Raw genomic sequence first — 24,240 nt, forward strand, 5'->3', positions numbered from 1 at the left:
AGTTTCAAGAGTTGCGCGCCATTAACCTACTAAAAATACGAAACTTTACAAAAACGACGCGCGACCGGGATTTGGCAAATTGTAAACGATTGTTGCGCAAGGCGGAGGGATTTTGCAGAAAAATTTCTTTGCCCGCACGCCATGACAACGAGAACCGTTATCCTCACGCTTTATAGGCCAATATCCGCTCAGCGCGTTTCATCATGCCCCGCCTGATTCAGCGGCGACGAAAGTTTGAATCTCGCGATTAATTGTTACATTATAACATCACAATTAATCGTAAAGGGATGTCAATCATGTTATCGCGTATCGTCTGGATGCTGGCGACGTGGCTGCTTTTCTGCCAGGTCGCGCACGCTGAAATTCACCTCACCGACGTTGAAGGACGCCAGGTTACCCTGGCCGCCCCCGCACAGCGCGCCTATATCGGCTTTTACTACGAAGACTTTCTGGCGGTGAACGGCCCGGAGAGTTATCAACAGGTCGTCGCCTTCTCCAAAAGCGACTGGGCGTTGCGCGCCAGCCAATGGACGCGCTATCAGGCGGCGCTGCCACGGCTCGCTCAGCTGGTCGATGTCGGTTCGCTCTATAACCAGAGCTTCGATTTTGAACGCCTGCTGACCACGCGGCCAGACCTGCTGATCCTGGCGAAGTGGCAGCTCGACGGCTTCGCCAACTACCTGCCGGTGCTGCAACAGCTCAACATTCCTTACATCGTCGTCGACTTCAATCAGGGCGTTGAAGTCAAGCTCGCCAGCATCCGGTTAATGGGCCAGGCGATGGGCCACGCCGAGCGAGCGGAACGGCTGGCCGACGAATATCGCCAAAGTCTCGAGGATACCCGGCGGCGCATCCGCCAGGCGCAGCTGCCGCCGCCGGTCACCTACATTGAGCTGGGGGACAAGGGCCCCGGCGAGTACGGCAGCAGCTATGGCGCATCGATCTGGGGGCCGCTGCTGCAGCTGGCCGGCGCCGACAATATCGCCGCCGGCGTCGTCGGCAGCCCTTCCCCCTTGCGCGCCGACTATGTCCTGACCCAACGGCCCGAGGTGATTTTTCTCGCCGGTGGCGACTGGGAAAACATGCCGAACGCCGTGCCGATGGGCTACGGCACGCAGGCAGCCCCCCTACAGACGCGCCTGACGCAATACGCCCGGCGGGCGGGATGGCCGCAACTGCCGGCGGTAAAAAATCAGCGTCTTTATGCGCTTTACCATGGCGGCGCGCGCACGATTTACGATTTTATCTTTGTCCAGTATCTGGCAAAAGCGCTCTATCCCGCCGCGTTTACCGATGTTGATCCCGCGCGCAATCTGGCGCAGTTCTACCATCAATATTTGCCGATAGAGGCGGACGGCGTCTTCTTGCAACGCTGGCAAGGAGAATAACCGTGGCCCACACAGGACGTGCGTTTTTGCGACGGCGCAGGCTGCGCCGCGGGCTATTGACGCTGGCGCTGCTCGGCGCGCTGCTGGCGGCGACCGCCATCGATCTCACCGTCGGCGCCGCGCAACTTGGCCTCACGGATATCGTGCGGATGCTTTGGCCCGGCTCTGCGCCTGGCAACGCACTGCATCAGGCGGTTTTCTGGTCGATTCGCTTGCCGATGACGCTCACCGCCTTGGTGGTCGGCGCCAGCCTGGCGCTGGCGGGCCTGCTGATGCAGACCGTGCTGGCCAATCCCCTCGCCAGCCCCTATACGCTGGGGATCTCTGCCGCGGCGGGGTTCGGCGCGGCGCTGGCGATCCTCACCGGCTTCAGCCTGGGCGGCGCGTTGGCGCTGGGCACGCCGCTGCTGGCTTCGCTGATGGCGCTGTTGGCTTGCGTGCCTGTCTATCTGCTGGGACAACGCCGCGGCATGACGCCGCAAATATTAGTGTTGAGCGGCATCGTGGTGCTGTTTTTCTTTCAGTCGCTGCAATCGCTGCTGCTGTTTCTGGCCTCGCCGGAAGCCATGCAGCAAATTGTCTTTTGGCTGTTCGGCAGCCTGCTCAAAGCCAATATGCACGGCGTGGCGATCACCGGCGTCGTGTTGCTGTGCGCGCTGTTCGTCAGTCTGCGGCTCGCCTGGCGGCTGACGGCGCTGTCCGCCGGCGAAGAGCAGGCCCAGGGGCTGGGCATCAATGTCAGCGCCTTGCGCAAGCTGGCCTTTCTGCTGGCGACCTTGCTGACGGCCGCCTCGGTCTCGTTTGTCGGCACCATCGGGTTCGTCGGGCTGATCGCCCCGCATTTCGCCCGCTTTCTGGTGGGTGAGGATCAGCGCTACCTGATCTGCATTTCCGCCCTCTGCGGCAGCCTGCTGCTGCTGTGCGCCTCGATCGTCGCCAAGCTGGTGATGCCGAACGGCGTGGTGCCCATCGGCATCGTTATCGCACTGATCGGCGTGCCGGTGCTGTTTTACTTCGTCACTCGACAGGTTAAACGCCCATGACTCAACTGACCCTCACCCGCGTCGGCGTCTCGCTGCATCGCCGCTCGCTATTGGCAGACGTTTCATTGAGCTGGCCGGAGGCGCAGCTCGGCGGCATCATCGGCCCCAACGGCGCCGGCAAATCGACGCTGCTGAAAGCGATTAACCGCATGGTGCCGTGCAGCGGCGAGATCGCTTACCGCGAGCGCCCTCTCGATCCGAAAACCAGCCGTATCGCCTATGTGCCGCAGCTTAATCGCTGCGATTCGGCATTGACCGCTTTTGACATGGTGCTGCTGGGCAAGGTACGCCAGTTGAGCTGGCGCATCAGCGCCGCCCAGACCGATGCGGTCGAGCAGGCGCTTACGGAATGCGGCATTTCCGCGCTCGCCGATCGCCCCTTCAACCGTCTCAGCGGCGGCCAGCGACAGTTGGTGATGCTGGCTCAGGCCTTCGTCTCTCAGCCGCAGATCATTTTGCTCGACGAACCCACCAGCGCGCTGGATATCCACCACCAGCTGCGCGTGCTCAATCAGATCGCCGACTACGGCCGGCGCCACCGCTGCATCACGCTGCTGGTGATCCACGATCTGGGATTGGCGCTGCGCTATTGCCACTCACTCACGCTGCTCGCGCACGGACGCGTCGTTTGCCACGGCGATACCCATCAGATGATGGGACATCCGATGGTGTCTCGCGTATTTGGCGTCGGCATCGAAAACGGCGTCAGCCCGCAGGGCTACCCCTATCTGCTGCCGACACAGCTGTTACACGCACACGGAGAATCCCCATGTACACTCTGACCAAGGCGGACATGCTGGCGCAACTCGCCGGCTTGCAACAGGAAATTCACCAGCTTCACCGTTCCGCCCGGCAAGATCGGCGCCATTTTTCCCTGCTGGAACGTCGTTTCAGCCGCCTGCAGGCCTTTAACGACGAACCGCAGCTGCAGGCCTATCGTCAAAAGCTGGAAAACGACCGTTTGATAACGGCGCAGATCACCCAACTGCGGGCGACGGCCAACGCCGCGTTGTGCGACTACGAAAAGCATCGCGTCTCGGCGCTGTGCCGGGAACCGGCGCAAACCAACGCCTACCTGAACAGTTTCGACCGCGCGCTGCAGCTGGAGATCGCGGCCGCCGACATTAAACCCGGCGAACGGGTGCTGCTGGTGGGCAGCGGCGCATTGCCCACCACGGCGCTGGCGCTGGTCGCCAGGCTCTCCGCCACCGTCATTTGCTACGATTGCGATCCGGCGGCCCAGCGTTTTGCCCGCCGGCTCACGCGCCACCTGGGGCTGGTGCAGCAGATGCCCTGCATCGACAATCTGAACGGCCTGACGCGCAACGATATCGATCACATCATCATCGCCTCCCTGGTGGCGGACAAGCAGGGTTTGCTGAAGGCGCTGCGGCCTTTGCTGCCCCAGTGCGGCAAATTGCTGGTGCGCTATGGCAATGGCCTCAAGTCGATCTTCAACTGCCCTTACCACCACCAGGCCGCCGGCTCGCCCTGGCGCGTCAGCGGTAAACCGCTCACCACCCCACTGTACGATCTGTTGATTTTGGAGCCTCACCGCCATGAATAATGCCTTTCCCACCCTGATCCTCGGCGCCGGCCCGGCGGCGATCCAACTGGCTGCGGACATCAAGACCGCGGGCAATGCGCGCATCGGCCTGTACAACCGCACCAGCGAAAAAGGGCGCCGCCTGAAGCAACATCTGGCGCACACGCCCAGCCTGTGGCTGACGGGCGCCGGTAAGGCGCAACGCACCCAAGACGATGCGCAGGTGACGATTGAGCGCTATTGCGATGATCTGGCGCTCGTCGGCGGCGACTGGCGCAGACTGATCCTTGCCGTCCCCGCCGATCAATACCATGACGTGCTGCGACAGGTGCCATGGGCGGCGTTGCCCCAACTGCGCTCACTGATCCTGCTCTCTCCCTCCATCGGCTCCGGCTTGATGGCGCAAAGCCTGCTGCAGGAGGCCGGGCAATCCCACGTCGAGGTTATCAGCCTGTCGAGCTACTACGCCGACACCAAATACCAGAACGCCGAACAGCCTTACCGCGCCTACACCAAGGCGTTCAAGCAGCGAATTTATCTGGCCGGCGCAGGCACAAGGTCAGACTGCGCCGAACTCGACTGGCTTTGCTCGCTGCTGGCGCATCACGGCATTGACGCCCAACGCTGCAACAGCCTGCTCGCCGCCGAGCGCTTCAGCATCACCAATTATGTTCATCCTCCGCTGGCGCTGGCCGAAACCACGCTGCAGGCGATATTCCAGCCGCAGGCGCCGATCCAGTACCTGTATAAAACCCACCCCGAGGGCCCCATCTGTCCCGAGGCGATCGCCGACATGCTGGCGCTCTCGCAGGATTACCAGCAGTTGCTCAACCGGCTCGGCATCGAGGCCATTAACCTGCTGCGCTTTTTGAATGACGACAACTACCCGGTTCCGCCCCGTATGGTGAGCCGCCGCTGGATTGACCAATTCCCGCAGCTCGCGCCGACGGAGCAATGCTATGCGCTGTTTACGCGTTATACCGCGCTGCTGGTCGACCCCTATTCCGAGCCGGATGCGCAGGGTCGCTACTATGATTTTTCCGCCGTCAGGGTCGCCCGCGTCTTCCAGGATGCCCAGGGGCGCTGGCGACTGCCGCGCGTGCCGCAAGAGGACGTGCGCAAACTGCGCGTCCTGGTCTTGCTGGCGCAGCGGCTTGACGTCGAGATGCCCGCCGCCCAGCGTCTGTTGGCCCGCTTTCAGCAGGCGCTGCAGCGCTTCGTCACCCGGATCGGCGCCGAGCATTGCCATCGTTCGTTGCTGGACGATACCTGCGACGAGCAGGCGGACATCATTTACCGACAATGGCGGAGGCAAGCATGAATCAGGGTGCGCTACTGGCCATTTTTGCCTCATTGATTTTCAGCGTCATGAACGCGCTGGTTAAAACCATCTCCGATGCTATTCCCACCGGTGAAATCGTGTTCTTTCGCAGCAGCATCGGCTGTGTGCTGGTTCTGCTGCTGATGTACCGCCACCGCATCGCCTTCAGCCGCGTAGACCGGCCGCTGCTGGTGTTGCGCGGCACCATGGGCGGGCTGTATCTCATTTGTTATTTTTACAGCATCGCCCATCTGACGCTGGCCGACGCCAGCATGCTGGCCTACCTGTCGCCGTTTTTCTCCATTTTGCTCTCCTTGCTGGTGCTGCGTGAACGGGTCAGCGCCTGCACCGCGTTTTGGCTGGCGATGGTCATCATCGGCGCCGTGCTGCTGGTGCGGCCGTGGCACTTCTCGGCCTATACTCTGGCGTCGCTGGTCGGCGTGATGAGCGCGGTGTTCGCCTCGATCGCCTATCTGTCGGTCAACAAACTCAGCAAGCGCCACCACAACTACGAGATCGTGTTCTACTTCCTGTTCATCGCAACGCTGATCTCGCTGCCGCTGATGTGGAACGCGTTCGTTTGGCCCAACGCCTATCAGTTCGCCATTCTGCTCGCCATCGCCCTGGTGTCGCTGTTGGGGCAGGTCGTCTTAACCCAGGCCTTCTCTTCCGATAACCTGATCGTGGTCTCGGTGGTGCGCTATATCGGCATCGTGTTCAACATCGCCTGGGGTTGGCTGTTCTGGCATGAGATCCCGCTGCTGCTGTCGCTGTTCGGCTGTCTGCTGGTGGTGGTTTCCTGCATTCAGCTCGGGCTGCGTCACCGCAAGAAACCGGCTTAAGCCGGGCTTGCCGCAACCAAAAAAAAACGCACCCAAGGGTGCGTTTTTCACAGGCAAAGCCGTGGCCTTATTTGGCCGGCGTCGGCTGCTGAGCGGGCTGATCCTTTTCCAGATGAGCCAGGTCCAGCGCGATATGCACGGTTTCATCCAGGTACGGATCCGGCTCCTGGTAATCCTTCGGCAGATCGTCGAGCGATTTCAGCGGCTTCTTGCCCGCACGTTCCAGACGCTCGTTGATGCGTTTCAAACGGGTCGCGTCGTCATCGTGATTCTCTTTCTCGCGTACCGCCAGATTGAGGGACACGATGTTGCGTTTATCCTTCAGCGCCTTGTAATGCGCGATATCCTGCGCGATGTACTGGAACTCCGGATTTTGCGCGATGCGCTGCTGGTGATCTTTCAGCAGCTCCGGCTCGAACGGCGCCATATCGCCGGTCTTGCTGTAGGTCGCCGCATTGATGCTGTCCCACGGCATGGCGTTGTCTTCAAACGCTTCGCCGGTTTCCGCCGGATCGACGCCGGTCGGCATCAGAATGTCCGGCGTCACGCCCTTGCGCTGGGTGCTGCCGCCATTGACGCGGTAGAACTTCTGAATGGTGTACTGCACGGAACCGAGCGCCGGCCACTCAGGGCGCAGCATCTGATCGTAGATACGGTTCAGCGAACGGTACTGCTGCACGGTGCCTTTACCGAAGGTCGGCTCGCCGACAATCAGCGCGCGGCCGTAATCCTGCATCGCCGCCGCGAAAATTTCGGAGGCGGAGGCGCTGAAGCGATCGACCAGCACCACCAGCGGGCCTTTATAGTAGGTCACGCCGTCGGTGTCGGCGTCTTCGCGCACTTTGCCGTTGTTGTCGCGCACCTGCACCACCGGGCCGCTCGGAATGAACAGGCCGGACAGCGACACCGCTTCGGTCAGCGCGCCGCCGCCGTTGGTGCGCAGATCGATGACCACGCTCTTGACGTTCTGCTTGGCCATCTTCTGCAGCTGCACTTTCACGTCATCGGTCAGACCGACATAGAACCCGGGGATGTCGAACACCGCCACCTTCTCTTTGCCGACGGTCTTGATGGTCATTTTCACCGCGCGGTCTTCCAGACGGATGCGCTCGCGGGTCAAGGTGACCACGCGGGTTTTGGTGCCCTTGCCGGCCGGCAGGATCTCAAGACGCACCTTGCTGCCCTTCGGCCCTTTGATCAACGACACTACGTCGTCCAGGCGCCAGCCGATCACGTCCACCATCGGTTTGCCGGCCTGGCCGACGCCGACGATGCGATCGCCCACGGTGATCGCCTTGCTCTTCGCCGCCGGACCGCCCGGCACCATCGAGTTGATCAGGGTGTAGTCGTCATCCATCTGCAGCACCGCGCCGATGCCTTCCAGCGACAGACTCATCTCGGTGTTGAATTGCTCGGTGTTGCGCGGAGACAGATAGTTGGTGTGCGGGTCGATTTCATGCGCAAAGGCATTCATCGCCAGCTGGAAGACGTCTTCGCTGTTGCTTTGCGTCAGCCGCTTGATGGCGAACTGATAGCGCTTGGTCAGCGTGTCGCGGATTTCTTTGTCGGTCTTGCCGGTCAGCTTGAGGTTCAGCTCGTCATACGTGACTTTCGCATCCCACAGGCTATCCAGCTCGGCCTTGTCTTTCGGCCACGGCGCTTTGCTGCGGTCGAGATCGATAGTGCCGTTGCCGGTGAAGTTCATCGGCTTGTCCAGCAACGACAACGCATAGGTATAACGCTCAAAGCGGCGTTTCTGCGCCAGATTGAACAGCGCGTAGAAGGTGTCCAGCTTGCCGGTTTTCAGCTCTTCGCCAACCTGATTGCGTTTGCCGGCGAACTGCGCCACGTCGGAGGCCAGCAACACGTTATGGTTGTAGTCCAGCATGTTCAGGTAGCGATCGAAGATCTTGCCTGAAAATTCCGCATCGAGGGCGAACTGGCGGTAATGAGAGCGAGTGAAGCGCGAGGTGACGCGCTCACTCACCGTAGCGTGCTGGGGTTCCTGTTGCAGTTGGGGCAGTTGGCCGATGCGGATGTTGGCTGTTTCCGCGCCGTAACTGACACCCGCCCACAGCAGCCCTGCAATCGCTGTTAATCTGACGAATTTGTTCATGCCTGGGTTGGCCTCCGTATCAGAACTGCAAGTGTTCTGCGCGCACAATCATCGCCAGACCGGAAGAGAGCTGCACACGTACGCCATCTTTAGCGATTTCGAGTACGGTAGCATCCATCGCGCTCTTGCCTGCTCTGACTTTGATTTCCTGGCCAATTTGCAGTTTAGAGATATCCGTGACTGGCGCATAACGCGGCTGGCTTTCCTCTTTGGCTGCACGAGGTTGGCGAGCGGGCTGTGGGCGAGTTTGTGGGCGCGGCTTGCGGTTTTCCGGCGCGGCTCCGCCTTCGCGACGCGCAGCGGGCTTTTTACCGGCTGGACGCGGACGGCGCGGAGCGGCATCGGCGGATTCGCCGGCGGCTTCACGTTTTTTGGCGTTTTGTTCGGCACGCTGTGCCTGAACGCGCGCTTTGGCTTCTTCAAGCTGCTGGCGAGCATGATCGACATGCTGCTGCTCCAGTTCACCGCACGGATTGCCGTCCAGATCGACGCGCTGCGCGCCAACCTTGACGCCGTACAGGTAACGCCAGCTTGAGGTGTATAGGCGCAGGGCAGAACGCAATTGCGTTTTGCTGAGATTCTCTTCCCCCTGCACGCGCTCTACCAAATCCTGAAAAATACCGATTTTCAGCGGACGAGCTTCGCCTTCGGCGCTAAAGCAGAGCGGAAAACGCTCGGCAAGAAAAGCAATGACTTCTTTACTAGAGTTCAACTTAGGTTGATTTTCCATGAAATTTCCTGATTACAACGGTATTGCCAACAAGCCACAGGCATGAACAGGCGTCATTATAATGACGCCATCGGTAATTGCCACGTTAACCGTCGATCAACTTGCCGCCACAGTCACATATTTCGCACTGTCACACTGTTCCAGTTGCTCACAAAGCCCCGCCACCACTGCTTTCAGGCCCACTTCGTCCTGTTCGTCGAAGCGTTGATAAACCGTGCTATCGATATCCAAAACGCCGATCGCTCGGCCGCCAACCGCCAGCGGCAGCACGATTTCCGCGTTGCTGGCCGCATCGCAGGCGATATGGCCCGGAAACGCATGCACGTCACCGACGCGCTGCACGCGATTTTCCGCCACCGCCGTGCCGCACACGCCCTTGCCCACCGGAATGCGCACGCAGGCGATCTTGCCCTGGAACGGCCCCAGCACCAGTTGGTCGCCATCCATCAGATAGAAACCGACCCAGTTCACGTCATCCAGACGTTCGTTGAGCAACGCGCTGGCGTTGGACAACGCCGCGATAAAGTTGGTTTCCCCGCCGAGCAACGCGCTCAGGTCACGTTTTAATTCCGCGTAGAATTGTTCTTTTGTCATGTGATAACCATTGAAACAGTGAAGATGGCCAGAAGCCCAAAGCTTAGGCCCTATAAAATAAGCATTAAATGCGTATAGCCACAAGGTTAATCATCTGTTGCTTCACAAAACCCCGTCGCTCGGGGTATGTTTGCCGCTCAGAATCCCGGTTTACCTCGTTTTACCGTCCGGCGCCCGAACGCCGGTGACGCGGCCGGTTTATTTTTCAGCTACGCTGACAGTTCCGGCGGGCTCAAGGGCAGCTACTTGTCAAAAATGAAAATACACGCGATCACCGCCCCCCTTTCCAAAGCGCGCCACCAACGCTGCTGCGAGTGCGACCTGCTGTTTGTGCTGCCGCCGCTCAGCGGCAATCAGGCCGCTTATTGTCCGCGCTGTAACGCCAAGGTGGTGCACGGCCGCGACTGGTCGATGACGCGCCTGACCGCCATGGCGATCACCATGCTGCTGCTGATGCCGTTCGCCTTCACCGAACCGCTGATCAGCATTCGTCTGCTCGGCACGCGCATCGACGCCAGTTTGCTGGAGGGCATCTGGCAGATGAGCCGCCAGGGCGATCCGCTCACCGCCAGCATGGTGGCGTTTTGCACCATCGGCGCCCCGCTGACGCTGGTGCTGTCGCTGCTGTACCTGCGTTTCGGCCATGCGCTCGGCATGAACCTGCGCCCGGTGCTGCTGATGCTGGAGCGGCTCAAAGAGTGGGTAATGCTGGACATTTATCTGATCGGCATGGCGGTGGCGGCGATCAAAGTGCAGGATTACGCCGACATCCAGCCCGGCAGCGCGCTGATCGCTTACCTGTCGCTCACGGTGCTGAGCATCCTGACGCTGATCCACGTCAACCTGGAGCAGCTGTGGGAGCGCTACTATCCGCAGGAACAGCCGGAAGGCCCGCCGACGGCGCTGCACATTTGTCTGTCCTGCCACTATACCGGCTATCCCGACGCGCGCGGCCGCTGCCCGCGTTGCCATGTGCCGATGTGCCATCGCCAGCCCTACAGCCTGCAGAAAACCTGGGCGGCGCTGATCGCGGCGATGATCCTGCTGATACCGGCCAACCTGCTGCCGATTTCCATCATTTACGCCAACGGCACGCGGCTGGAAGACACCATTTTCTCCGGCGTGGTCTCATTGGCCACCTCCGGCAACGTGCCGATCGCCGCCATCGTGTTCATCGCCAGCGTGCTTGTGCCCTTCACCAAGGTGATCGTGCTGATCGTGCTGTTGCTGAGCATCCACTTCAAAACCTCGCACAGCCTGAAGACGCGCATTCGTCTGCTGCGCCTGGTCACCTGGATCGGCCGTTGGTCGATGCTCGATCTGTTCGTTATCGCCTTGATGATGTCGCTGGTAAATCGCGATCAACTGTTATCTTTTACTATGGGACCGGCCGCGTTTTACTTTGGCTCGGCGGTCATTTTGACTATTCTTGCCGTTGAATGGCTCGATAGCCGATTGATTTGGGATGCACATGCAACAGGAAACGCCGACTACACCGACTGAAGCGCGGGTCAAGAACAAACGCCGCATTTCACCGTTCTGGTTACTGCCGTTCATCGCCCTGCTGATCGCCGGGTGGCTGGTCTATAACAATTTCCAGGAGCGCGGCACCACCGTCACCATCGATTTCCAATCGGCGGCGGGCATCGTCGCCGGCCGCACGCCGGTGCGTTACCAGGGCGTTGAGGTCGGCACGGTGCAAAAAATCAGCCTGAGCAAAGATCTGCGCAGCATCGTGGTGGAAGCCAGCATCAAAAGCGATCTGGAAGACTCGCTGCGCGAAGGCACCCAGTTCTGGCTGGTGACGCCCAAGGCCTCGCTGGCCGGGGTTTCCGGGCTCGATGCGCTGGTCGGCGGCAACTATATCGGCATGATGCCCGGCAGCGGCAAGGAGCAAACCCACTTCACCGCGCTCGATACCCAGCCGAAGTACCGCCTGAACACCGGCGAGCTGATGATTCACCTGCACGCCGACGACCTGGGTTCGCTCAACAGCGGCTCGCTGGTCTATTACCGTAAAATCCCGGTCGGCAAGGTGTATGACTACACCATCAGCGAAGGCAACAAGGGCGTAACCATCGACGTGCTGATCGACCGCCGCTTCGCCAACCTGGTGAAGAGCAACAGCCGCTTCTGGAATGTCTCCGGCTTCAAGGGCGATTTCAGCCTGTCCGGCGCCACGGTGCAGATGGAGAGCCTGGCGGCACTGGTCAACGGCGCCATCGCCTTCGATTCGCCGGCCGATGGCCAGCAGGCCAAGGGCGATCAGAACTATACCCTTTACCCGGACCTGGCCCACAGCCAGCGCGGCGTCAATATTCTGCTGGATCTGCCGAGCGGCAACAATTTGAGTGAAAACCGCACGCCGCTGATGTACCAGGGGCTGCAGGTCGGCACCCTGACCAAGCTGACGTTGCAACAGGACAGCAAAGTCATCGGTGAACTGACCATCGATCCTTCGGTGGTCGATCTGATGCGCAGCGGCACCCGCATCGTGATGCGCAGCCCGCGCATCAGCCTCAACGACGCCAAGATCAGCCAACTGCTGACCGGCACCACGCTGGAACTGGTGCCGGGTGAAGGCGAACCGCAGCAGCGCTTCAACGTGCTGGACAGCAGCGAAACGCTGTTGCAACAGCCGGGCGTGTTGACCGTCACGCTGACGGCGCCGCAAAGCTACGGCATCGACGTCGGGCAACCGCTGGTGGTGCACGGCGTGAAAGTCGGCCAAATCCTGAGCCGCACCTTGACCGCCGGCGGCGTGGTGTTCACCGCCGCCGTTGATGCGCAATATCGCGGCCTGCTGCACAAAGACAGCAAATTCGTGGTCAACAGCCGCCTCGACGTCAAGCTGGGAATAGACGGCATGGAAGTGCTCGGCGCCAGCGCGCAGGAGTGGGTAGACGGCGGCGTGCGCATTATCCCCGGCAGCAAAGGGGAGCCTGGCGGCCAGTATCCGCTGTACGCCAACAGCGAAAAAGCCGAGGAAGGCATCGTCGGCAACGCCCCTTCCACCACACTGACCCTCAGCGCCACCAGCCTGCCGGACGTGCAGGCCGGCTCAGTGGTGCTGTATCGTAAATTCCAGGTGGGCGAGATCGTTAACGTTCGGCCGAAGGCCAACGAGTTTGAGGTGGATGTCTACATCAGCCCGGAATACCGTAAGTTGCTGACCCGTGAAAGCATCTTCTGGGCCGAAGGCGGCGCCAAGGTGCAGCTCAACGGCAGCGGCCTGACGGTGCAGGCTTCACCGCTCAACCGCGCGCTGAAAGGCGCCATCAGCTTCGACAACCTGCAGGGCGTGACGCTGAACAAAGGCGCCAACCGCGTACTGTACGCCAGCGAAACCGCCGCCCGCGCGGTGGGCAGCCAAATCACGCTGAAAACCTATGACGCCAGCAAGCTGTCGGCGGGCATGCCGCTGCGTTACCTCGGCATCGACGTCGGCCAGGTGGAGTCGCTGCAGCTGGCGCCGGAGCGCAACGAAGTGTTGGCCAAAGCGGTGCTGTATCCGGAATACGTGCAGACCTTCGCGCGCCTCGGCAGCCGCTTCTCGATCGTGTCGCCGGAGATCTCCGCCGCCGGCGTCAGCAACCTCGATACCCTGCTCCAGCCTTATATCAACGTAGAGCCGGGCCGCGGGCGCGAGCTGCGCACCTTCGAACTGCAGCAGGCCAGCATCACCGACTCGCGCTATCTGGACGGCCTGAGCGTCGTGCTCGACGCGGCCGAAACCGGCTCGCTGCAGATCGGCACGCCGGTGCTGTTCCGCGGCGTGGAGGTCGGCACCATCACCGGCTTCTACCTCGGCGCCATGTCCGATCGGGTGCACGTCGCGCTGCGCATCAGCAAGAAGTACCAGCATCTGGTGCGCAACAACAGCGTGTTCTGGCTGGCGTCGGGTTACAACCTGCAGTTCGGCCTGACCGGCGGCGTAATCAAGAGTGGCACCTTCCAGCAATTCATCCGCGGCGGCATCGCCTTCGCCACGCCGCCAACCATTCCGCTGGCGCCGAAAGCGACACCGAACAAGCACTTCCTGCTGAATCCGGAAGAGCCGAAGGACTGGAAAACCTGGGGCACCGCCATTCCGCGCGATTAACTTTCGCGTTTCCCTCAGGGCCCGGCAATGCCGGGCCCTGTTTTTTTCCGCTTTGTGATAAACTCTCGCCCTTGTCTTTATTGCACCCTGAGAGTTCGCCCTGTGGCCAAATCCACCGCCGTTTTTCTGCCCCCCGCTTTCCTTGACGCCACCCGCGCCATCATGCCCGCCGAACTGGCGATGGACGATTTTATCGCCGCCTGCCAGCGCCCGCTGCGCCGCAGCCTGCGCGTCAACACGCTGAAAATCAGCGTCACCGACTTCCTGGCGCTGGTGCGGGACTACGACTGGCGATTGGAACCCATTCCCTGGTGCGCGGAAGGTTTCTGGATCGAGCGCGACGATGAAGAGCTGCGATTGGGCAGCGCCGCCGAACATTTGAGCGGCCTGTTCTACATTCAGGAGGCCAGCTCGATGCTGCCGGTCAGCGCGCTGTTCGCCGGCGGCGCAGCGCCCCATCGGGTGCTGGACGTGGCGGCCGCGCCGGGTTCCAAAACCACCCAGATAGCCGCGTTGATGGATAATCAGGGCGGCATCGTCGCCAACGAATACTCCGCCAGCCGGGTGAAAGTGCTGCACGCCAATATCAGCCGCTGCGGCGTGAAGAATACGGCGCTGACCCACTTCGATGGCCGGGTGTTCGGCGCCGCGCTGCCGGAGAGTTTTGACGCCATTCTGCTCGACGCCCCCTGCTCCGGCGAAGGCGTGGTGCGCAAAGATCCGGACGCCATGAGCAACTGGTCGCCGGAAAGCGTCGCCGAGATCGCCGCCACCCAGCGCGAGCTGATCGACAGCGCGTTTCATGCGCTGGCGCCGGGCGGCGTGATGGTTTATTCCACCTGCACCCTCAATGCGCAGGAAAATCAGCAGGTGGTGCGCTGGCTGCTGGACACCTATGGCGACGCGGTCAGCATCGAGCCGCTGGGTGAGCTGTTCCCCGGCGCCGACAAGGCGTTGACCGCCGAGGGCTTCCTGCACGTCTTCCCGCAGATTTACGACAGCGAAGGGTTTTTCGTCGCCCGCCTGCGTAAAAAACACGCCGTGGCGCCGTTGGCGAAGCCGACCTATAAAGTCGGTAAATTCCCGTTCAGCCCGCTGTCCGGCAAAGAGGCGGCGCTGATCGCCCAAGCCGCCGCCGCATCCGGCTTAACCTGGGGCGATGACAGCCGGCTGTGGGAGCGCGACAAGGAAATCTGGCTGTTCCCGGCCGAGCTGGAGCCGCTGTTCGGCAAAGTGCGCTTCTCGCGTATCGGCCTCAAGCTGGCGGAGCGCTTCCCGAAAGGTTTCCGTTGGCAGCACGAAGCGGCGATCGCCCTCGCGGGCGCCGACGGCAAACAGCATTTCGAGCTGGACGCCACGCTGGCCCAGGAGTGGTATCACGGCCGCGATCTCTACCCTGAGCAGCCGCCGGCGGGCGACGAGTGCATCGTCACCTATCAGGGGCAACCGCTGGGCATCGCCAAACGCATCGGCAGCCGCATCAAGAACAACCTGCCGCGCGAGCTGGTGCGCGACGGCGCGCTGGATTTTCACCTGTAATCGCCCTGGCGCCGGGGAGCCGCTTTCCCCGGCGATAAATAAAGATAACAATATTCCCATCACCATTCGTTATTATTCTAATCATTTCACCATCACGTTATTTCACCCGCGCACGCTTGCCCTGTGCCAATTAAAAAGTTTTGACCTTTGATAAAGACAATTTCACGTTCTTATCCTATTAATTTAAATGTAAGTAAATAAATGCGTGCAACTCAGCTCTGGGTGGCGTTTTTGCGGACTTTCTCTGACATGGCAAGGAATCATGATGAAAAAAACTCTGCTGGTTTTGCTCTCGTTAACACCTCTGCTGTGCATCAGTGGCGCAGCCAACGCAGCGGGCACCATTCAGGGCACGGTGGGCGTGACAATGACCATCGGCGCCGGGTGCGTGGTCACCGGCGGCAACAGTTCCGGCACCACCAACGACTTTGGTTCCATCAGTTTCGGCACCTACTCGTCGCTGGCTAACGTTATCACCGCCAGCGCCACCGGCAGCGGCGGCACCGGCACCCTGGGGCTGAACTGCACCACCGGCACCAACTACACCGTGGCGCTGGACAACGGCCTCAACGCCTCCGGCAGCCAGCGGCGCATGGCCAGCGGCGTGCCCGCCTACATCAGCTATAACCTCTACCAGGACAGCGCCCACGCCGTGCCGTGGAACAGCACTACCGGCGTGCTGACCGGCACCGGCACCGGCTCGGCGGTCCCGCTGATCGTCTACGGTCTGGTGCCCGCCGCGGGCACCACCCCGGCCGCCGGCGTGTACAACGATACCGTCACCATGACCGTGACCTGGTGATGCCTGCCGACACGGGGCGCCACCACGGCGCTCCGTTATTCATCAATATAATAATATTCCTATCCACCCTTTCGTTATCTCAAACACAATTCCCCCTGATGTGTTTACGCTGCACTCAACCTGCGATCTCGCTTAAAAATAAATAAAGTTTTTAATCTTTCGGCAAGACATTCTCCCGTTCTTATTCTATTAATTAATCTGTAAATAGATTAATGCATTTGACTCATTTTTCGGGCTTTTTGGCAGGCTTCTCTACTACGGCAAGGAACCATGATGAAAAAGACTCTGGCGGCATTAACCTCGGCAGCGGCCCTGCTGTGCACCTCTGGCGCCGCCTTTGCGGCAGGCACCATTCAGGGCACGCTGGGCGTCACTTTAACCATCGGCGCCGGCTGCGTCGTTACCGGCGGCAACAGCTCCGGCACCACCAACAACTTCGGCTCCATCAGCTTCGGCACCTACTCGTCGCTGGCTAACGTCATCACCGCCAGCGCCACCGGCAGCGGCGGCACCGGCACCCTGGGGCTGAACTGCACCACCGGCACCAACTACACCGTGGCGCTGGACAACGGCCTCAACGCCTCCGGCAGCCAGCGGCGCATGGCCAGCAGCGTGCCCGCTTACATCAGCTATAACCTCTACCAGGACAGCGCCCACGCCGTGCCGTGGAACAGCACCACCGGTGTGCTGACCGGCACCGGCACCGGCTCGGCGGTCCCGCTGATCGTCTATGGTCTGGTGCCCGCCGCGGGCACCACCCCGGCGGCAGGCGCGTACAGCGATACCGTCACCATGACCGTCACCTGGTAAGCATGACGCGCCTGGCCGTCACCTGCATGCTGCTGTCGTTGGCAGGCGCTTGCCGCGCCGACGTCAGCACTGCGACGGTCGGCGTCAGCGCCACCTTGGTCAAATCCTGTGTCGCAGGCACCACCAGCGGCGGCAACACCACGTTCGGCACCTTTAACTTCGGCACGGTTTACTTCCTCAATACGGCAATAAAAGTGACCGGCCAGGCGAACGCCGGTGCACTGCAGATCAACTGCAACAACGGCACCAGTTACACGGTGCTGCTCAGCGGCGGACAGAGCGGCAATACCGCTTCGCGCTATCTGCAAAGCGCGGCGGGCGCCCGCGTGAACTACAACCTGTATACCAGCGCCAGCTACGCCACCGTCTGGGATAACGTCACCGGCGTGACGCAGACCGCCACCGGTCAAAGCGTCTGGCTGCCGGTGTACGGCATGATTCCGGTGCAGGCGACGCCGGCGACGGGCACTTATACGGACACGGTACAGGTGACGATAAATTGGTGATTAACGGAACGCTGCGCACCCTGCTGCTGACGGCGCTGTTTGGCGCTCCGGCGGCACATGCCGATACCGTCAGCCAGGGCTTCACTGTCAATGCTTCGATCATCAAAGGCTGCGTGCTCGGCAGCGGCGTCACCAACGTTACCTCGTTCGGCAGTATGAGCTTCGGCCAGGTGGCGTCTTTAAGCAGCCCGATAAAAATTGTCTCGAGCGCCGGCGCCGGCTCGATCCTGATCCGCTGCAACCCCGGGCTCAGCGTCACCCTGGGATTGAACGTCGGCAATAACGTGTCCGGCTCCATCGCCGGCGGGCGCAAGCTGTTGAACTCGGTCACCTCGGAAACGCTGATTTACCAGCTCTACCAGGATGCCAACTACGCCGTTTTGTGGGGAGACGGCGGCAACGGCGGCGCCGCCCAAACCGTCTCCTCCACCGGCAGTACGCAGGAAATAAAAATCTACGCCAGTTTAATGGCGAGCAGCACCTTGCCCACCAGCGGCACCTACAACGATACGGTCTTAGTGACGGTGAGTTATTGAGCTTTTAAAAGGATCACATTATGCGTACTACTCTGCTTCGCCTGCCTCTGCTGGCAGGATTGTTGTTAGCCGGCCAGCCGCAGGCCTTCGCCGCCGCCTCCATTCTGATTTGGCCCATCGATCCGGTTATTGAAGACAACCAGCAGGCGACAGCCCTGTGGCTGGAAAACCGCGACAGCAAGCCGGTTTACATGCAAATTCGCGTGCTGGGCTGGCAACAAACCGGCGGTAAGGACGATTACCGCAACCAGAGCGAGGTGCTCGCCAGCCCGCCGGTCGCCACCATTCTCCCCGGCAAACGCCAACTGATTCGCCTGATCAAGCAGACGCCGGCCGCCGCCGGACAAGAGCGGGCTTACCGCATCCTGGTCGATGAAGTGCCGATCAAAGATAAAGATGGCGCAGCGCCCGACAAAGGCGCGCAGATGGGGCTGAAATTCCAGATGCGTTATTCGGTGCCGCTGTTCGTCAGCGGCAAAGGCGTCTGGACCAAGCAAGACTTCGAACACCCGCGCGACTACGCCACCGCCAACCAGCCGAAGCTCAGCTACCGGCTGCTGCAACAAAACAGCCAGCGCTGGCTCGACGTGCGCAATGACGGCATCGTGCATGCTCGTCTGTCGCAGGTCAGCATTCAGGGCAAGCCGCTCAACAACGGGCTGCTGGGCTATGTGCTGCCGGGTTCGCAAATGCGTTTCGCCCTGCCGCCGTCGGGCAGTTTTGCCGCCGGCAAGCTGCAGGCGATGGTCAACGACAACAAGCAGCCCGTAACCCTTCCGTCTTACTGAGCCCGAGGCGCAGGTGATGCGGATGTCGCCATCGCCCTCACGCGGCATGCAGCTCAAGCCGCTGGCCCTGGCCGTACTCTGTATGGCGGTAGAACTGTGCCCGCCGCCTGCCGCCGCAGACGATTTGCCACCGCCGCCCCGCGCCGTCAGCATGCCGGATACCACGCTGTATCTGGAGCCGGTGGTGAATGGCCGCCCGACCGGCAAAGTCGTGCCGGTCGCCTACCGCGGCGGCCATTACTATTTAACGCCTCAGCAGTTGATCGATGCCGGCCTGCCGGTGACGGACAAACAGGTGAAAGAGATCGCCGTCGATCAACTGGATAAGGTCGACGTCACCTACAGCGGCGAAACGCAGCAGTTGCTGATCTCGGTGCCCAACGATTGGCTCCCCAGGCAAACCCTCGGCGACGCCAACCCGGAGCAGCGGCTGCCGGCGCAAAGCAGCCTGGGCTTCTTGCTGAATTACGACGCCTACATCAGCCAAAGCGGTGGGCGCGGCAATCCGGGCTATTTTTCCGCCTGGAGCGAACAGCGCCTGTTCGACGGCTTCGGCGTTATCGCCAACACCGGCATTTTCCGCAGCAGCTTCAACGGCGAGACCGCCACGCAGCAGAACAATCGCTATATCCGCTACGACAGCAGCTGGCGCTACAGCGACGACGACACCATGCTCAGCTATACCGCCGGCGATCTCACGACCGGCTCGCTGCCCTGGACCAGTTCGGTGCGCATCGGCGGTCTGCAGGTAGCGCGTAATTTCGCCACGCGGCCGGATCTCATTACCTACCCGCTGCCGCAGTTCTCCGGCCAGGCCGCCGTGCCGAGCAGCGTCGATCTGTACATCAACAGCTATAAAAACACCTCCGCCAACGTGAATCCCGGCCCGTTCACCCTGAATACCGTGCCCTACATCAACGGCGCCGGTCAGGCGACGGTGGTGACGACCGATGCGCTCGGCCGCCAGATCAGCACGACGGTGCCGTTCTATGTCGCCAGTTCGCTGCTGCAGGCCGGGTTGAGCGATTTCAGCCTGTCGGCAGGCGCGCTGCGCCAAAACTACGGTTACCGATCCGCGGACTACGGCCAGTGGGTGGCCAGCGGCAGCGGGCGTTACGGCGTCACGGATTGGCTCACGATCGAAGGGCGGGCGGAAGGTGCGGCGGAGTTGGCGGTCACCGGCGCCGGCGCCGGCGTGCGCATCGGGCAGCTAGGGGTGCTCAACGCCTCCTACAGCTACAGCCAGGCGGGCCGCGACGCTTTCAACGCCCCTCCGGTCACGCCGCGGTATTACGATCCGGTCACCGGCCAACCGGTGCAGCAACCGGATGCCGGGCAGGTCTATCAGTACGCCGGCCGACACGGCGATCAAACCAGCCTGAGCTACACCTACAGCAATCAGTATTTCAGCCTCAACGCTCAACGGGTGCTGCGCAGCGCGGACTTTGGCGATCTATCCACCTACAAGAGCAGCTATCGGCTGAGCCGCCGCACCGATCAGCTGACCGGCAGCATCGGCCTGAGCCGCTTCGGCAGCCTGGGCGCCGGTTATTTCGACGTGCGCGACGCCATCGGCCAGCGCACTCGCCTGGTCAACCTGTCGTACAGCCTGACGCTGTGGCGCAACATCAGCCTGTACGCCTCAGCGAACCGCGAGATTGGCGGTGACGGTTACAGCTCTCAGCTGCAGATCAGCATTCCGTTCGATACCTGGGGCACCGCCAACGTCAGCACCGCCCGCGACGCCGGCAACCGCTGGAGCGAACGCGTGGCTTACAGCCGCGCCGCGCCGACCGACGGCGGTTTCGGTTGGAATCTGGCCTATGCCGGCGGCCAGGGCAGCAACAGCGATTATCGTCAGGCGGATGTGACCTGGCGCACCTCGCTGTTGGAAACCCGCGCCGGGCTGTATGGCAACCGTAACGACTACACCCGCTGGGGCGAAGTCAGCGGTTCTCTGGTAGCGATGAACGGCGGCGTTTATGCCACCAACACCATCAACGATGCCTTCGCGCTGGTATCGACCGACGGCTACGCCGGCATACCGGTCAGCTACGAGAACCAGCGCATCGGCGTCACCAACGACAAAGGTTATCTGCTGGTGCCCACCGTCACCTCGTATTACCACGCCAAGTTCCAAATCGACCCGCTCAATTTACCGGCGGACGTTAACCTGCCGGCGGTCGAAAAAACCGTCGCCATCCGCGATCACAGCGGCTACCTGGTCGAATTCCCCGTCCAGCGCCTGTCCGCCGCCGACGTCGAGCTGGTCGATGCGCAAGGCAAACCGCTGGCCAACGGCAGCCAGGTGGCGGTGCTCGGCGGCAATCAACAAAGCTACGTCGGGTGGGATGGCATGACCTATATCGATCCGGTGCAGCAACACAACCGGTTAAGCGTAATCCCGGCCGACGGCGGCCCGCCGTGCCAGGTCAGTTTCAGCCTGGCCAACCCGCAGGGGCTGCAACGCGTCGGCCCTCTCGTCTGCCAGTAACACACGGAGAAGAAGAATGATGTCTCGGCAAGTGAAAATCTTTTTGGCGGCGCTGCTGTTGATGTGTGGACAACGCGCGCTGGCGGACTGCGCCACCACCAACGGCACGGTTACCCTGCCCAGCAGCAACTCCTTCGCCGTCTACAACGGCCAGATAAGCGCCCAAGGCACTGCGGGGCTGAACTGCACCGGGCTCGGGCTCAATTTGCTGACGCAAAACACCGTCACGGTCAAGATCGCTTCCACCACCAACAACATGGCTCTGCTGAACGGCAACGGCTCAGGCGATAAAATTTCTTATTTGATCTACCCGGATTCGAACTACCAGTACCCGTATAGCGTCGGCCAGACCATCGATTACAGCTCGCTGAATCTGCTGTCGCTGATCCTGATCTCTTCCAACGTCAACTTTCCGGTGTATATCAAAACCGTCGTCGGCGCGAACGTCAGCGCCGGCACCTATACCGATACCATCAACCTGGTGTGGAACTACCATATCTGCGGCCTGGGCCTGATAGGGCTTTGCATCTGGTGGGACGGCACCAATCAACCCAGCACCGTGACCGTCACCGCGGTCATCACCAAGAGTTGCCTGATCAACACCGCCAACAACGTCAACTTCGGCAGCATGGCCTTAGTGGGGCAATTCAATCCGATCAACCAAAGCATCACGCTGACCTGCACCAAATCCCAGTCTTACAGCTCCTATTTCACCAACGGCAACAATCCGATCACCGGCTGGCGGCGAATGATCAGCGGCACCAGCAACTTCCTGCAGTATCAGATCTATTTGCCCAATACCAGCACCGTGTGGAGCAGCACCAACGCGCAAAGCGGCACCGGCACTGGCCTGGCGCAAAGCATCCCCTTTACCGCCGCCGTCAATCCGGCGCAGACCGAAGTGCCGGTCGGCACCTATCAGGATAACGTCAGCTATGTCGTGACTTACTAGCGCAGCCGCTAGCCGCCCGGCACGAATGTTGCCAGAATGTATTTTTTATGTGGCATTTTTTGCTCATTTGGCTATGCTCATACCGATGACCTAACTGGTCTAACCTCCTACCACATCATTGAGCAAGGAGTTCCCATGAGCAAAACCGTCGTAAAAATTGGCAGCTTCGAGGTCGATGACGCGCATCTTCACGCCACCGCCGACCGTGCAGGCACCCTGAGCATCCCCTGCAAGTCCGATCCGGATCTGTGCATGCAGCTCGACGGCTGGGATGAACACACCAGCATTCCGGCCATCCTCAACGGCAAGCAGTCGCTGCTGTACAAGCAACACTACGATCGACAGACGGACGCCTGGGTGATGCGGGTGGCATGAAAATGCATCCAGTCGGCTGACGACGCGCTGCTTTCATCAGAAACAGCGCGTTTTTTTATGCGATGGCGATGCCGCGGCCGGCAAAGAAGTGGGCGAAGCGGTTGAGTGACAGCTGTACTCGCTCGCGCGTCGCCGGGCTGTCGCCCGAAGGATTATGGAAGGTCACGCTTTGCGCATCGGCGGCGGTGATCAACACCAGATGCCCGCCCCGCTGCGGCGGTATGTTCTCGGGCCGGCGAATGGCGGGATGCACCGAGGCGATAAAGTAGCGGCATTCATGAAGCAGCGCCGGCACATCGGCGGCCGCCAACCCCACCTTCACCTCCGCCTGCAGCGCGAACTGCTCGCGCACGTACTCGACGAACGGCGCGTAAATCAGCCCTTTTATCCGCTCGTTCTCACGCACATAGGCGCCATAAGGCAGGCTGCGGCGCGCCAGTTCCAACAGCGGCGGCGCTGCGCCGTCGCGGTGGCCCAGCACCATTTTCAGGCAGGCCATGCCGCACACGTGGTTGGCCCACTCGACGTACTCCGCCCGATCGCGGGCGCCGCTGCGCGCCCAATTCTCGTCTTGCGCCAGCGTCGCGCGGCCGGCGATCAGATCGGCGGCCATCTCCGGGCTCGCCCACTGGCACTCGTAGGGAACGGCGCGCATCAGTTTAGAACTTGTCGACGACTTTGAAATTCATCAGCACCAGCGTCATGTCCGGCGAGAACAGATCGTACTCTTCGAAGAAGCGTTGCAGCTCTTTGCGCCAATGCGCCAGCGAACGATCGCCCTCGCCTTCGGCAAAGGCGTGCGCTTCATCGACCTGATCGTACGTTTTCATTTCCACCGCGGTCAGCTCAACCGCGCAGACCGGCTCTCCCTTGCCGTCCACCACCAGGAACCGATCGCCGGCCTGTGGGATGCCCTCGCCGTCCAGGTTGGAGCAGGTCGCCGTTTTGGTGCCGTTCAAAATCAATTGCACCACTTCATCGGCCTGCTGTTCGGTATCGCCGAACGCCCAACGCTCAAGGTGCTCGTATTTCTGTGGAATTGCCGTCGCCATGATTATACCTTTTGGAAAAATGCCTCAATGCAGACAGGATAGTACAACGTATTGGCGGCCGTCTGCATCCGTCACAAGCGCGACTGCGCGTTATGCCAGCGCCGTCTTTACGAGTTTTTACCGTTCTTCGCTGTGCCTTCAGCGCTACGGGGCGCATACTGTGAACATTATTCACTCAATGGCAACGCCAGGCGGCAACATGCGGCAAGACGATTTCGATGCTGACGATACCTTCAGCGATTTACTCAACAGCGTCGCGTTGGCGACGCTGTTGCTCATCGCCATCGCCGGCGATGGTATTTCAGTTAAGAGAGGGCGACGTGGCGACAAAACGCATGGGCAACAAGCTCAGTAAAATGGTGGGGGTGCTGCTGCTGATCTGCCTGGCGTTGTTGCTGTTGCGTTGGGCGGCGATAGCGTTCGGTTAATCCCATAAAACGACGCCGGCCAACCGCCGGCGCCCTGCTCACCGCCGCGGCGCCGCGGTCGGCTCCAGTAACTCGCGCAAATAGGCCAGACGCGCTTCCCCCTGTGGCAACCAGCGACGGCACAGCCAATGTTGCGTTTCACCCGTGCGGCTGAGGCGGTAGTACTCCGCCAAGGTTTCGACCCAGTTCATGTTGTGATCTCCTGCTTTTCGACACCGCAAGTATTGAGCGCAAAAACCAGAAGAAATACTGATGGCTTGTTTTTTATGCTTCCTG

General features: G+C 61.0%; 25 protein-coding genes. 19 read left to right on the plus strand and 6 right to left on the minus strand.

All coding sequences use genetic code 11. The annotated features are described in order from the left end of the window. The first annotated feature begins 296 nt into the window (after nucleotides 1-296). Genes ITX55_RS03490 through ITX55_RS03515 form a run of 6 tightly spaced genes read left to right on the plus strand, consistent with a single transcriptional unit; the run spans nucleotide 297 to nucleotide 6,140 of the window. Entirely contained in the window at nucleotides 297-1,388 is a 1,092-nt protein-coding gene (locus tag ITX55_RS03490) for an ABC transporter substrate-binding protein (protein ID WP_042784331.1), read from the plus strand. A 2-nt stretch (nucleotides 1,389-1,390) separates the two neighbouring features. Beyond that, complete coding sequence (locus ITX55_RS03495; protein WP_033652483.1) at nucleotides 1,391-2,431, plus strand: iron ABC transporter permease; 1,041 nt, start codon at nucleotides 1,391-1,393, stop codon at nucleotides 2,429-2,431. Beyond that, nucleotides 2,428-3,213: an ABC transporter ATP-binding protein gene (locus ITX55_RS03500; protein ID WP_047026224.1), complete on the plus strand. Its 786-nt coding sequence runs from the start codon at nucleotides 2,428-2,430 to the stop codon at nucleotides 3,211-3,213. Before ITX55_RS03495 ends, ITX55_RS03500 begins: the two co-directional genes overlap by 4 nt. Continuing rightward, nucleotides 3,201-3,998: a nicotianamine synthase family protein gene (locus ITX55_RS03505; protein WP_072627726.1), complete on the plus strand. Its 798-nt coding sequence runs from the start codon at nucleotides 3,201-3,203 to the stop codon at nucleotides 3,996-3,998. Before ITX55_RS03500 ends, ITX55_RS03505 begins: the two co-directional genes overlap by 13 nt. Then, nucleotides 3,991-5,298, plus strand: coding sequence for an opine metallophore biosynthesis dehydrogenase (locus ITX55_RS03510; protein WP_223084807.1), 1,308 nt, complete (start codon nucleotides 3,991-3,993; stop codon nucleotides 5,296-5,298). Before ITX55_RS03505 ends, ITX55_RS03510 begins: the two co-directional genes overlap by 8 nt. After that, nucleotides 5,295-6,140 carry a DMT family transporter gene (locus ITX55_RS03515; RefSeq protein ID WP_033642846.1) on the plus strand — a complete coding sequence of 282 codons (846 nt, stop codon included), beginning with the start codon at nucleotides 5,295-5,297 and terminating at the stop codon, nucleotides 6,138-6,140. Before ITX55_RS03510 ends, ITX55_RS03515 begins: the two co-directional genes overlap by 4 nt. A 67-nt stretch (nucleotides 6,141-6,207) precedes the next feature. Here ITX55_RS03515 and prc read toward each other — a convergent pair whose 3' ends face one another. The 3 genes from prc to ITX55_RS03530 all read right to left on the minus strand — a co-directional run bounded on the left by prc (nucleotide 6,208) and on the right by ITX55_RS03530 (nucleotide 9,580). Then, nucleotides 6,208-8,256: a carboxy terminal-processing peptidase gene (gene prc, locus ITX55_RS03520; RefSeq protein ID WP_042784328.1), complete on the minus strand. Its 2,049-nt coding sequence runs from the start codon at nucleotides 8,254-8,256 to the stop codon at nucleotides 6,208-6,210. 19 nt (nucleotides 8,257-8,275) lie between these two features. Continuing rightward, nucleotides 8,276-8,986, minus strand: a complete 711-nt coding sequence (proQ, locus tag ITX55_RS03525; protein WP_004931497.1) for an RNA chaperone ProQ — start codon at nucleotides 8,984-8,986, stop codon at nucleotides 8,276-8,278. A 96-nt stretch (nucleotides 8,987-9,082) separates the two neighbouring features. Then, the gene (locus tag ITX55_RS03530; RefSeq protein WP_033642843.1) at nucleotides 9,083-9,580 is read right to left on the minus strand and encodes a GAF domain-containing protein; all 498 of its coding nucleotides are present in this window, start codon (nucleotides 9,578-9,580) and stop codon (nucleotides 9,083-9,085) included. Nucleotides 9,581-9,835: 255 nt separating this feature from the next. Here ITX55_RS03530 and yebS point away from each other — a divergent pair, with 255 nt between their 5' ends. The 11 genes from yebS (at nucleotide 9,836) to ITX55_RS03585 (ending at nucleotide 22,484) form a co-directional block, all read left to right on the plus strand. Beyond that, nucleotides 9,836-11,083, plus strand: a complete 1,248-nt coding sequence (yebS, locus tag ITX55_RS03535) for a membrane integrity lipid transport subunit YebS (RefSeq protein WP_108682295.1) — start codon at nucleotides 9,836-9,838, stop codon at nucleotides 11,081-11,083. Continuing rightward, nucleotides 11,052-13,682 carry a PqiB family protein gene (locus tag ITX55_RS03540; protein WP_108682297.1) on the plus strand — a complete coding sequence of 877 codons (2,631 nt, stop codon included), beginning with the start codon at nucleotides 11,052-11,054 and terminating at the stop codon, nucleotides 13,680-13,682. Before yebS ends, ITX55_RS03540 begins: the two co-directional genes overlap by 32 nt. Nucleotides 13,683-13,784: 102 nt before the next feature. Further along, a complete protein-coding gene (gene rsmF, locus ITX55_RS03545; RefSeq protein ID WP_108680585.1) occupies nucleotides 13,785-15,221 on the plus strand; it encodes a 16S rRNA (cytosine(1407)-C(5))-methyltransferase RsmF in 1,437 nt (478 codons plus the stop codon). 265 nt (nucleotides 15,222-15,486) lie between these two features. Further along, a complete protein-coding gene (locus ITX55_RS03550; protein ID WP_033652487.1) occupies nucleotides 15,487-16,023 on the plus strand; it encodes a spore coat protein U domain-containing protein in 537 nt (178 codons plus the stop codon). Between the two features lie 273 nt (nucleotides 16,024-16,296). Further along, a complete protein-coding gene (locus ITX55_RS03555; protein ID WP_046686938.1) occupies nucleotides 16,297-16,833 on the plus strand; it encodes a spore coat protein U domain-containing protein in 537 nt (178 codons plus the stop codon). Nucleotides 16,834-16,835: 2 nt separating this feature from the next. Then, nucleotides 16,836-17,339: a spore coat U domain-containing protein gene (locus ITX55_RS03560; RefSeq protein WP_033642839.1), complete on the plus strand. Its 504-nt coding sequence runs from the start codon at nucleotides 16,836-16,838 to the stop codon at nucleotides 17,337-17,339. A 20-nt stretch (nucleotides 17,340-17,359) separates the two neighbouring features. Then, entirely contained in the window at nucleotides 17,360-17,875 is a 516-nt protein-coding gene (locus ITX55_RS03565; protein ID WP_370632589.1) for a spore coat U domain-containing protein, read from the plus strand. A 20-nt stretch (nucleotides 17,876-17,895) separates the two neighbouring features. After that, nucleotides 17,896-18,663 (plus strand): molecular chaperone, encoded by a 768-nt coding sequence (locus tag ITX55_RS03570; protein ID WP_046686936.1) that lies wholly within the window; start codon nucleotides 17,896-17,898, stop codon nucleotides 18,661-18,663. Nucleotides 18,664-18,685: 22 nt separating this feature from the next. Further along, entirely contained in the window at nucleotides 18,686-21,157 is a 2,472-nt protein-coding gene (locus ITX55_RS03575) for a fimbria/pilus outer membrane usher protein (protein ID WP_370632584.1), read from the plus strand. A gap of 16 nt (nucleotides 21,158-21,173) precedes the next feature. Then, entirely contained in the window at nucleotides 21,174-22,109 is a 936-nt protein-coding gene (locus ITX55_RS03580) for a spore coat protein U domain-containing protein (RefSeq protein ID WP_169539546.1), read from the plus strand. Nucleotides 22,110-22,244: 135 nt separating this feature from the next. Next, the gene (locus ITX55_RS03585; protein ID WP_033652110.1) at nucleotides 22,245-22,484 is read left to right on the plus strand and encodes a YebV family protein; all 240 of its coding nucleotides are present in this window, start codon (nucleotides 22,245-22,247) and stop codon (nucleotides 22,482-22,484) included. A 55-nt stretch (nucleotides 22,485-22,539) separates the two neighbouring features. Here ITX55_RS03585 and ITX55_RS03590 read toward each other — a convergent pair whose 3' ends face one another. Beyond that, nucleotides 22,540-23,139 carry a C39 family peptidase gene (locus ITX55_RS03590; protein WP_089191602.1) on the minus strand — a complete coding sequence of 200 codons (600 nt, stop codon included), beginning with the start codon at nucleotides 23,137-23,139 and terminating at the stop codon, nucleotides 22,540-22,542. A 4-nt stretch (nucleotides 23,140-23,143) separates the two neighbouring features. Beyond that, nucleotides 23,144-23,536, minus strand: coding sequence for an ASCH domain-containing protein (locus tag ITX55_RS03595; protein ID WP_033638276.1), 393 nt, complete (start codon nucleotides 23,534-23,536; stop codon nucleotides 23,144-23,146). Between the two features lie 160 nt (nucleotides 23,537-23,696). On the opposite strand from ITX55_RS03595, the gene ITX55_RS03600 reads away from it, so the two are divergent. Further along, nucleotides 23,697-23,891 (plus strand): hypothetical protein, encoded by a 195-nt coding sequence (locus ITX55_RS03600; RefSeq protein ID WP_223084873.1) that lies wholly within the window; start codon nucleotides 23,697-23,699, stop codon nucleotides 23,889-23,891. After that, nucleotides 23,872-23,964: a small membrane protein YniD gene (gene yniD / locus ITX55_RS23970; RefSeq protein ID WP_223525009.1), complete on the plus strand. Its 93-nt coding sequence runs from the start codon at nucleotides 23,872-23,874 to the stop codon at nucleotides 23,962-23,964. The genes ITX55_RS03600 and yniD overlap by 20 nt, the downstream gene beginning before the upstream one ends. A gap of 38 nt (nucleotides 23,965-24,002) precedes the next feature. Here yniD and ITX55_RS03605 read toward each other — a convergent pair whose 3' ends face one another. Further along, complete coding sequence (locus ITX55_RS03605; RefSeq protein WP_162837208.1) at nucleotides 24,003-24,155, minus strand: hypothetical protein; 153 nt, start codon at nucleotides 24,153-24,155, stop codon at nucleotides 24,003-24,005. Between the last annotated feature and the right edge of the window lie 85 nt (nucleotides 24,156-24,240).

Source organism: Serratia sp. EWG9 (assembly GCF_019913725.1).
Classification (GTDB): domain Bacteria; phylum Pseudomonadota; class Gammaproteobacteria; order Enterobacterales; family Enterobacteriaceae; genus Serratia; species Serratia ureilytica.

Bases quoted from the DNA above. Each gene is read 5' to 3' on its own strand.
- ITX55_RS03560 (WP_033642839.1), top strand. From the start codon at position 16,836: ATGACGCGCCTGGCCGTCACCTGCATGCTGCTGTCGTTGGCAGGCGCT.
- ITX55_RS03580 (WP_169539546.1), top strand. From the start codon at position 21,174: ATGATGTCTCGGCAAGTGAAAATCTTTTTGGCGGCGCTGCTGTTGATG.
- ITX55_RS03590 (WP_089191602.1), bottom strand. From the start codon at position 23,139: ATGCGCGCCGTTCCCTACGAGTGCCAGTGGGCGAGCCCGGAGATGGCC.
- prc (WP_042784328.1), bottom strand. From the start codon at position 8,256: ATGAACAAATTCGTCAGATTAACAGCGATTGCAGGGCTGCTGTGGGCG.
- ITX55_RS03515 (WP_033642846.1), top strand. From the start codon at position 5,295: ATGAATCAGGGTGCGCTACTGGCCATTTTTGCCTCATTGATTTTCAGC.
- ITX55_RS03530 (WP_033642843.1), bottom strand. From the start codon at position 9,580: ATGACAAAAGAACAATTCTACGCGGAATTAAAACGTGACCTGAGCGCG.
- ITX55_RS03570 (WP_046686936.1), top strand. From the start codon at position 17,896: ATGCGTACTACTCTGCTTCGCCTGCCTCTGCTGGCAGGATTGTTGTTA.
- ITX55_RS03575 (WP_370632584.1), top strand. From the start codon at position 18,686: ATGTCGCCATCGCCCTCACGCGGCATGCAGCTCAAGCCGCTGGCCCTG.
- proQ (WP_004931497.1), bottom strand. From the start codon at position 8,986: ATGGAAAATCAACCTAAGTTGAACTCTAGTAAAGAAGTCATTGCTTTT.
- yebS (WP_108682295.1), top strand. From the start codon at position 9,836: ATGAAAATACACGCGATCACCGCCCCCCTTTCCAAAGCGCGCCACCAA.
- ITX55_RS03505 (WP_072627726.1), top strand. From the start codon at position 3,201: ATGTACACTCTGACCAAGGCGGACATGCTGGCGCAACTCGCCGGCTTG.
- ITX55_RS03605 (WP_162837208.1), bottom strand. From the start codon at position 24,155: ATGAACTGGGTCGAAACCTTGGCGGAGTACTACCGCCTCAGCCGCACG.
- ITX55_RS03550 (WP_033652487.1), top strand. From the start codon at position 15,487: ATGAAAAAAACTCTGCTGGTTTTGCTCTCGTTAACACCTCTGCTGTGC.
- ITX55_RS03540 (WP_108682297.1), top strand. From the start codon at position 11,052: ATGCAACAGGAAACGCCGACTACACCGACTGAAGCGCGGGTCAAGAAC.
- yniD (WP_223525009.1), top strand. From the start codon at position 23,872: ATGGGCAACAAGCTCAGTAAAATGGTGGGGGTGCTGCTGCTGATCTGC.
- ITX55_RS03490 (WP_042784331.1), top strand. From the start codon at position 297: ATGTTATCGCGTATCGTCTGGATGCTGGCGACGTGGCTGCTTTTCTGC.
- ITX55_RS03585 (WP_033652110.1), top strand. From the start codon at position 22,245: ATGAGCAAAACCGTCGTAAAAATTGGCAGCTTCGAGGTCGATGACGCG.
- ITX55_RS03500 (WP_047026224.1), top strand. From the start codon at position 2,428: ATGACTCAACTGACCCTCACCCGCGTCGGCGTCTCGCTGCATCGCCGC.
- ITX55_RS03555 (WP_046686938.1), top strand. From the start codon at position 16,297: ATGAAAAAGACTCTGGCGGCATTAACCTCGGCAGCGGCCCTGCTGTGC.
- ITX55_RS03595 (WP_033638276.1), bottom strand. From the start codon at position 23,536: ATGGCGACGGCAATTCCACAGAAATACGAGCACCTTGAGCGTTGGGCG.
- ITX55_RS03510 (WP_223084807.1), top strand. From the start codon at position 3,991: ATGAATAATGCCTTTCCCACCCTGATCCTCGGCGCCGGCCCGGCGGCG.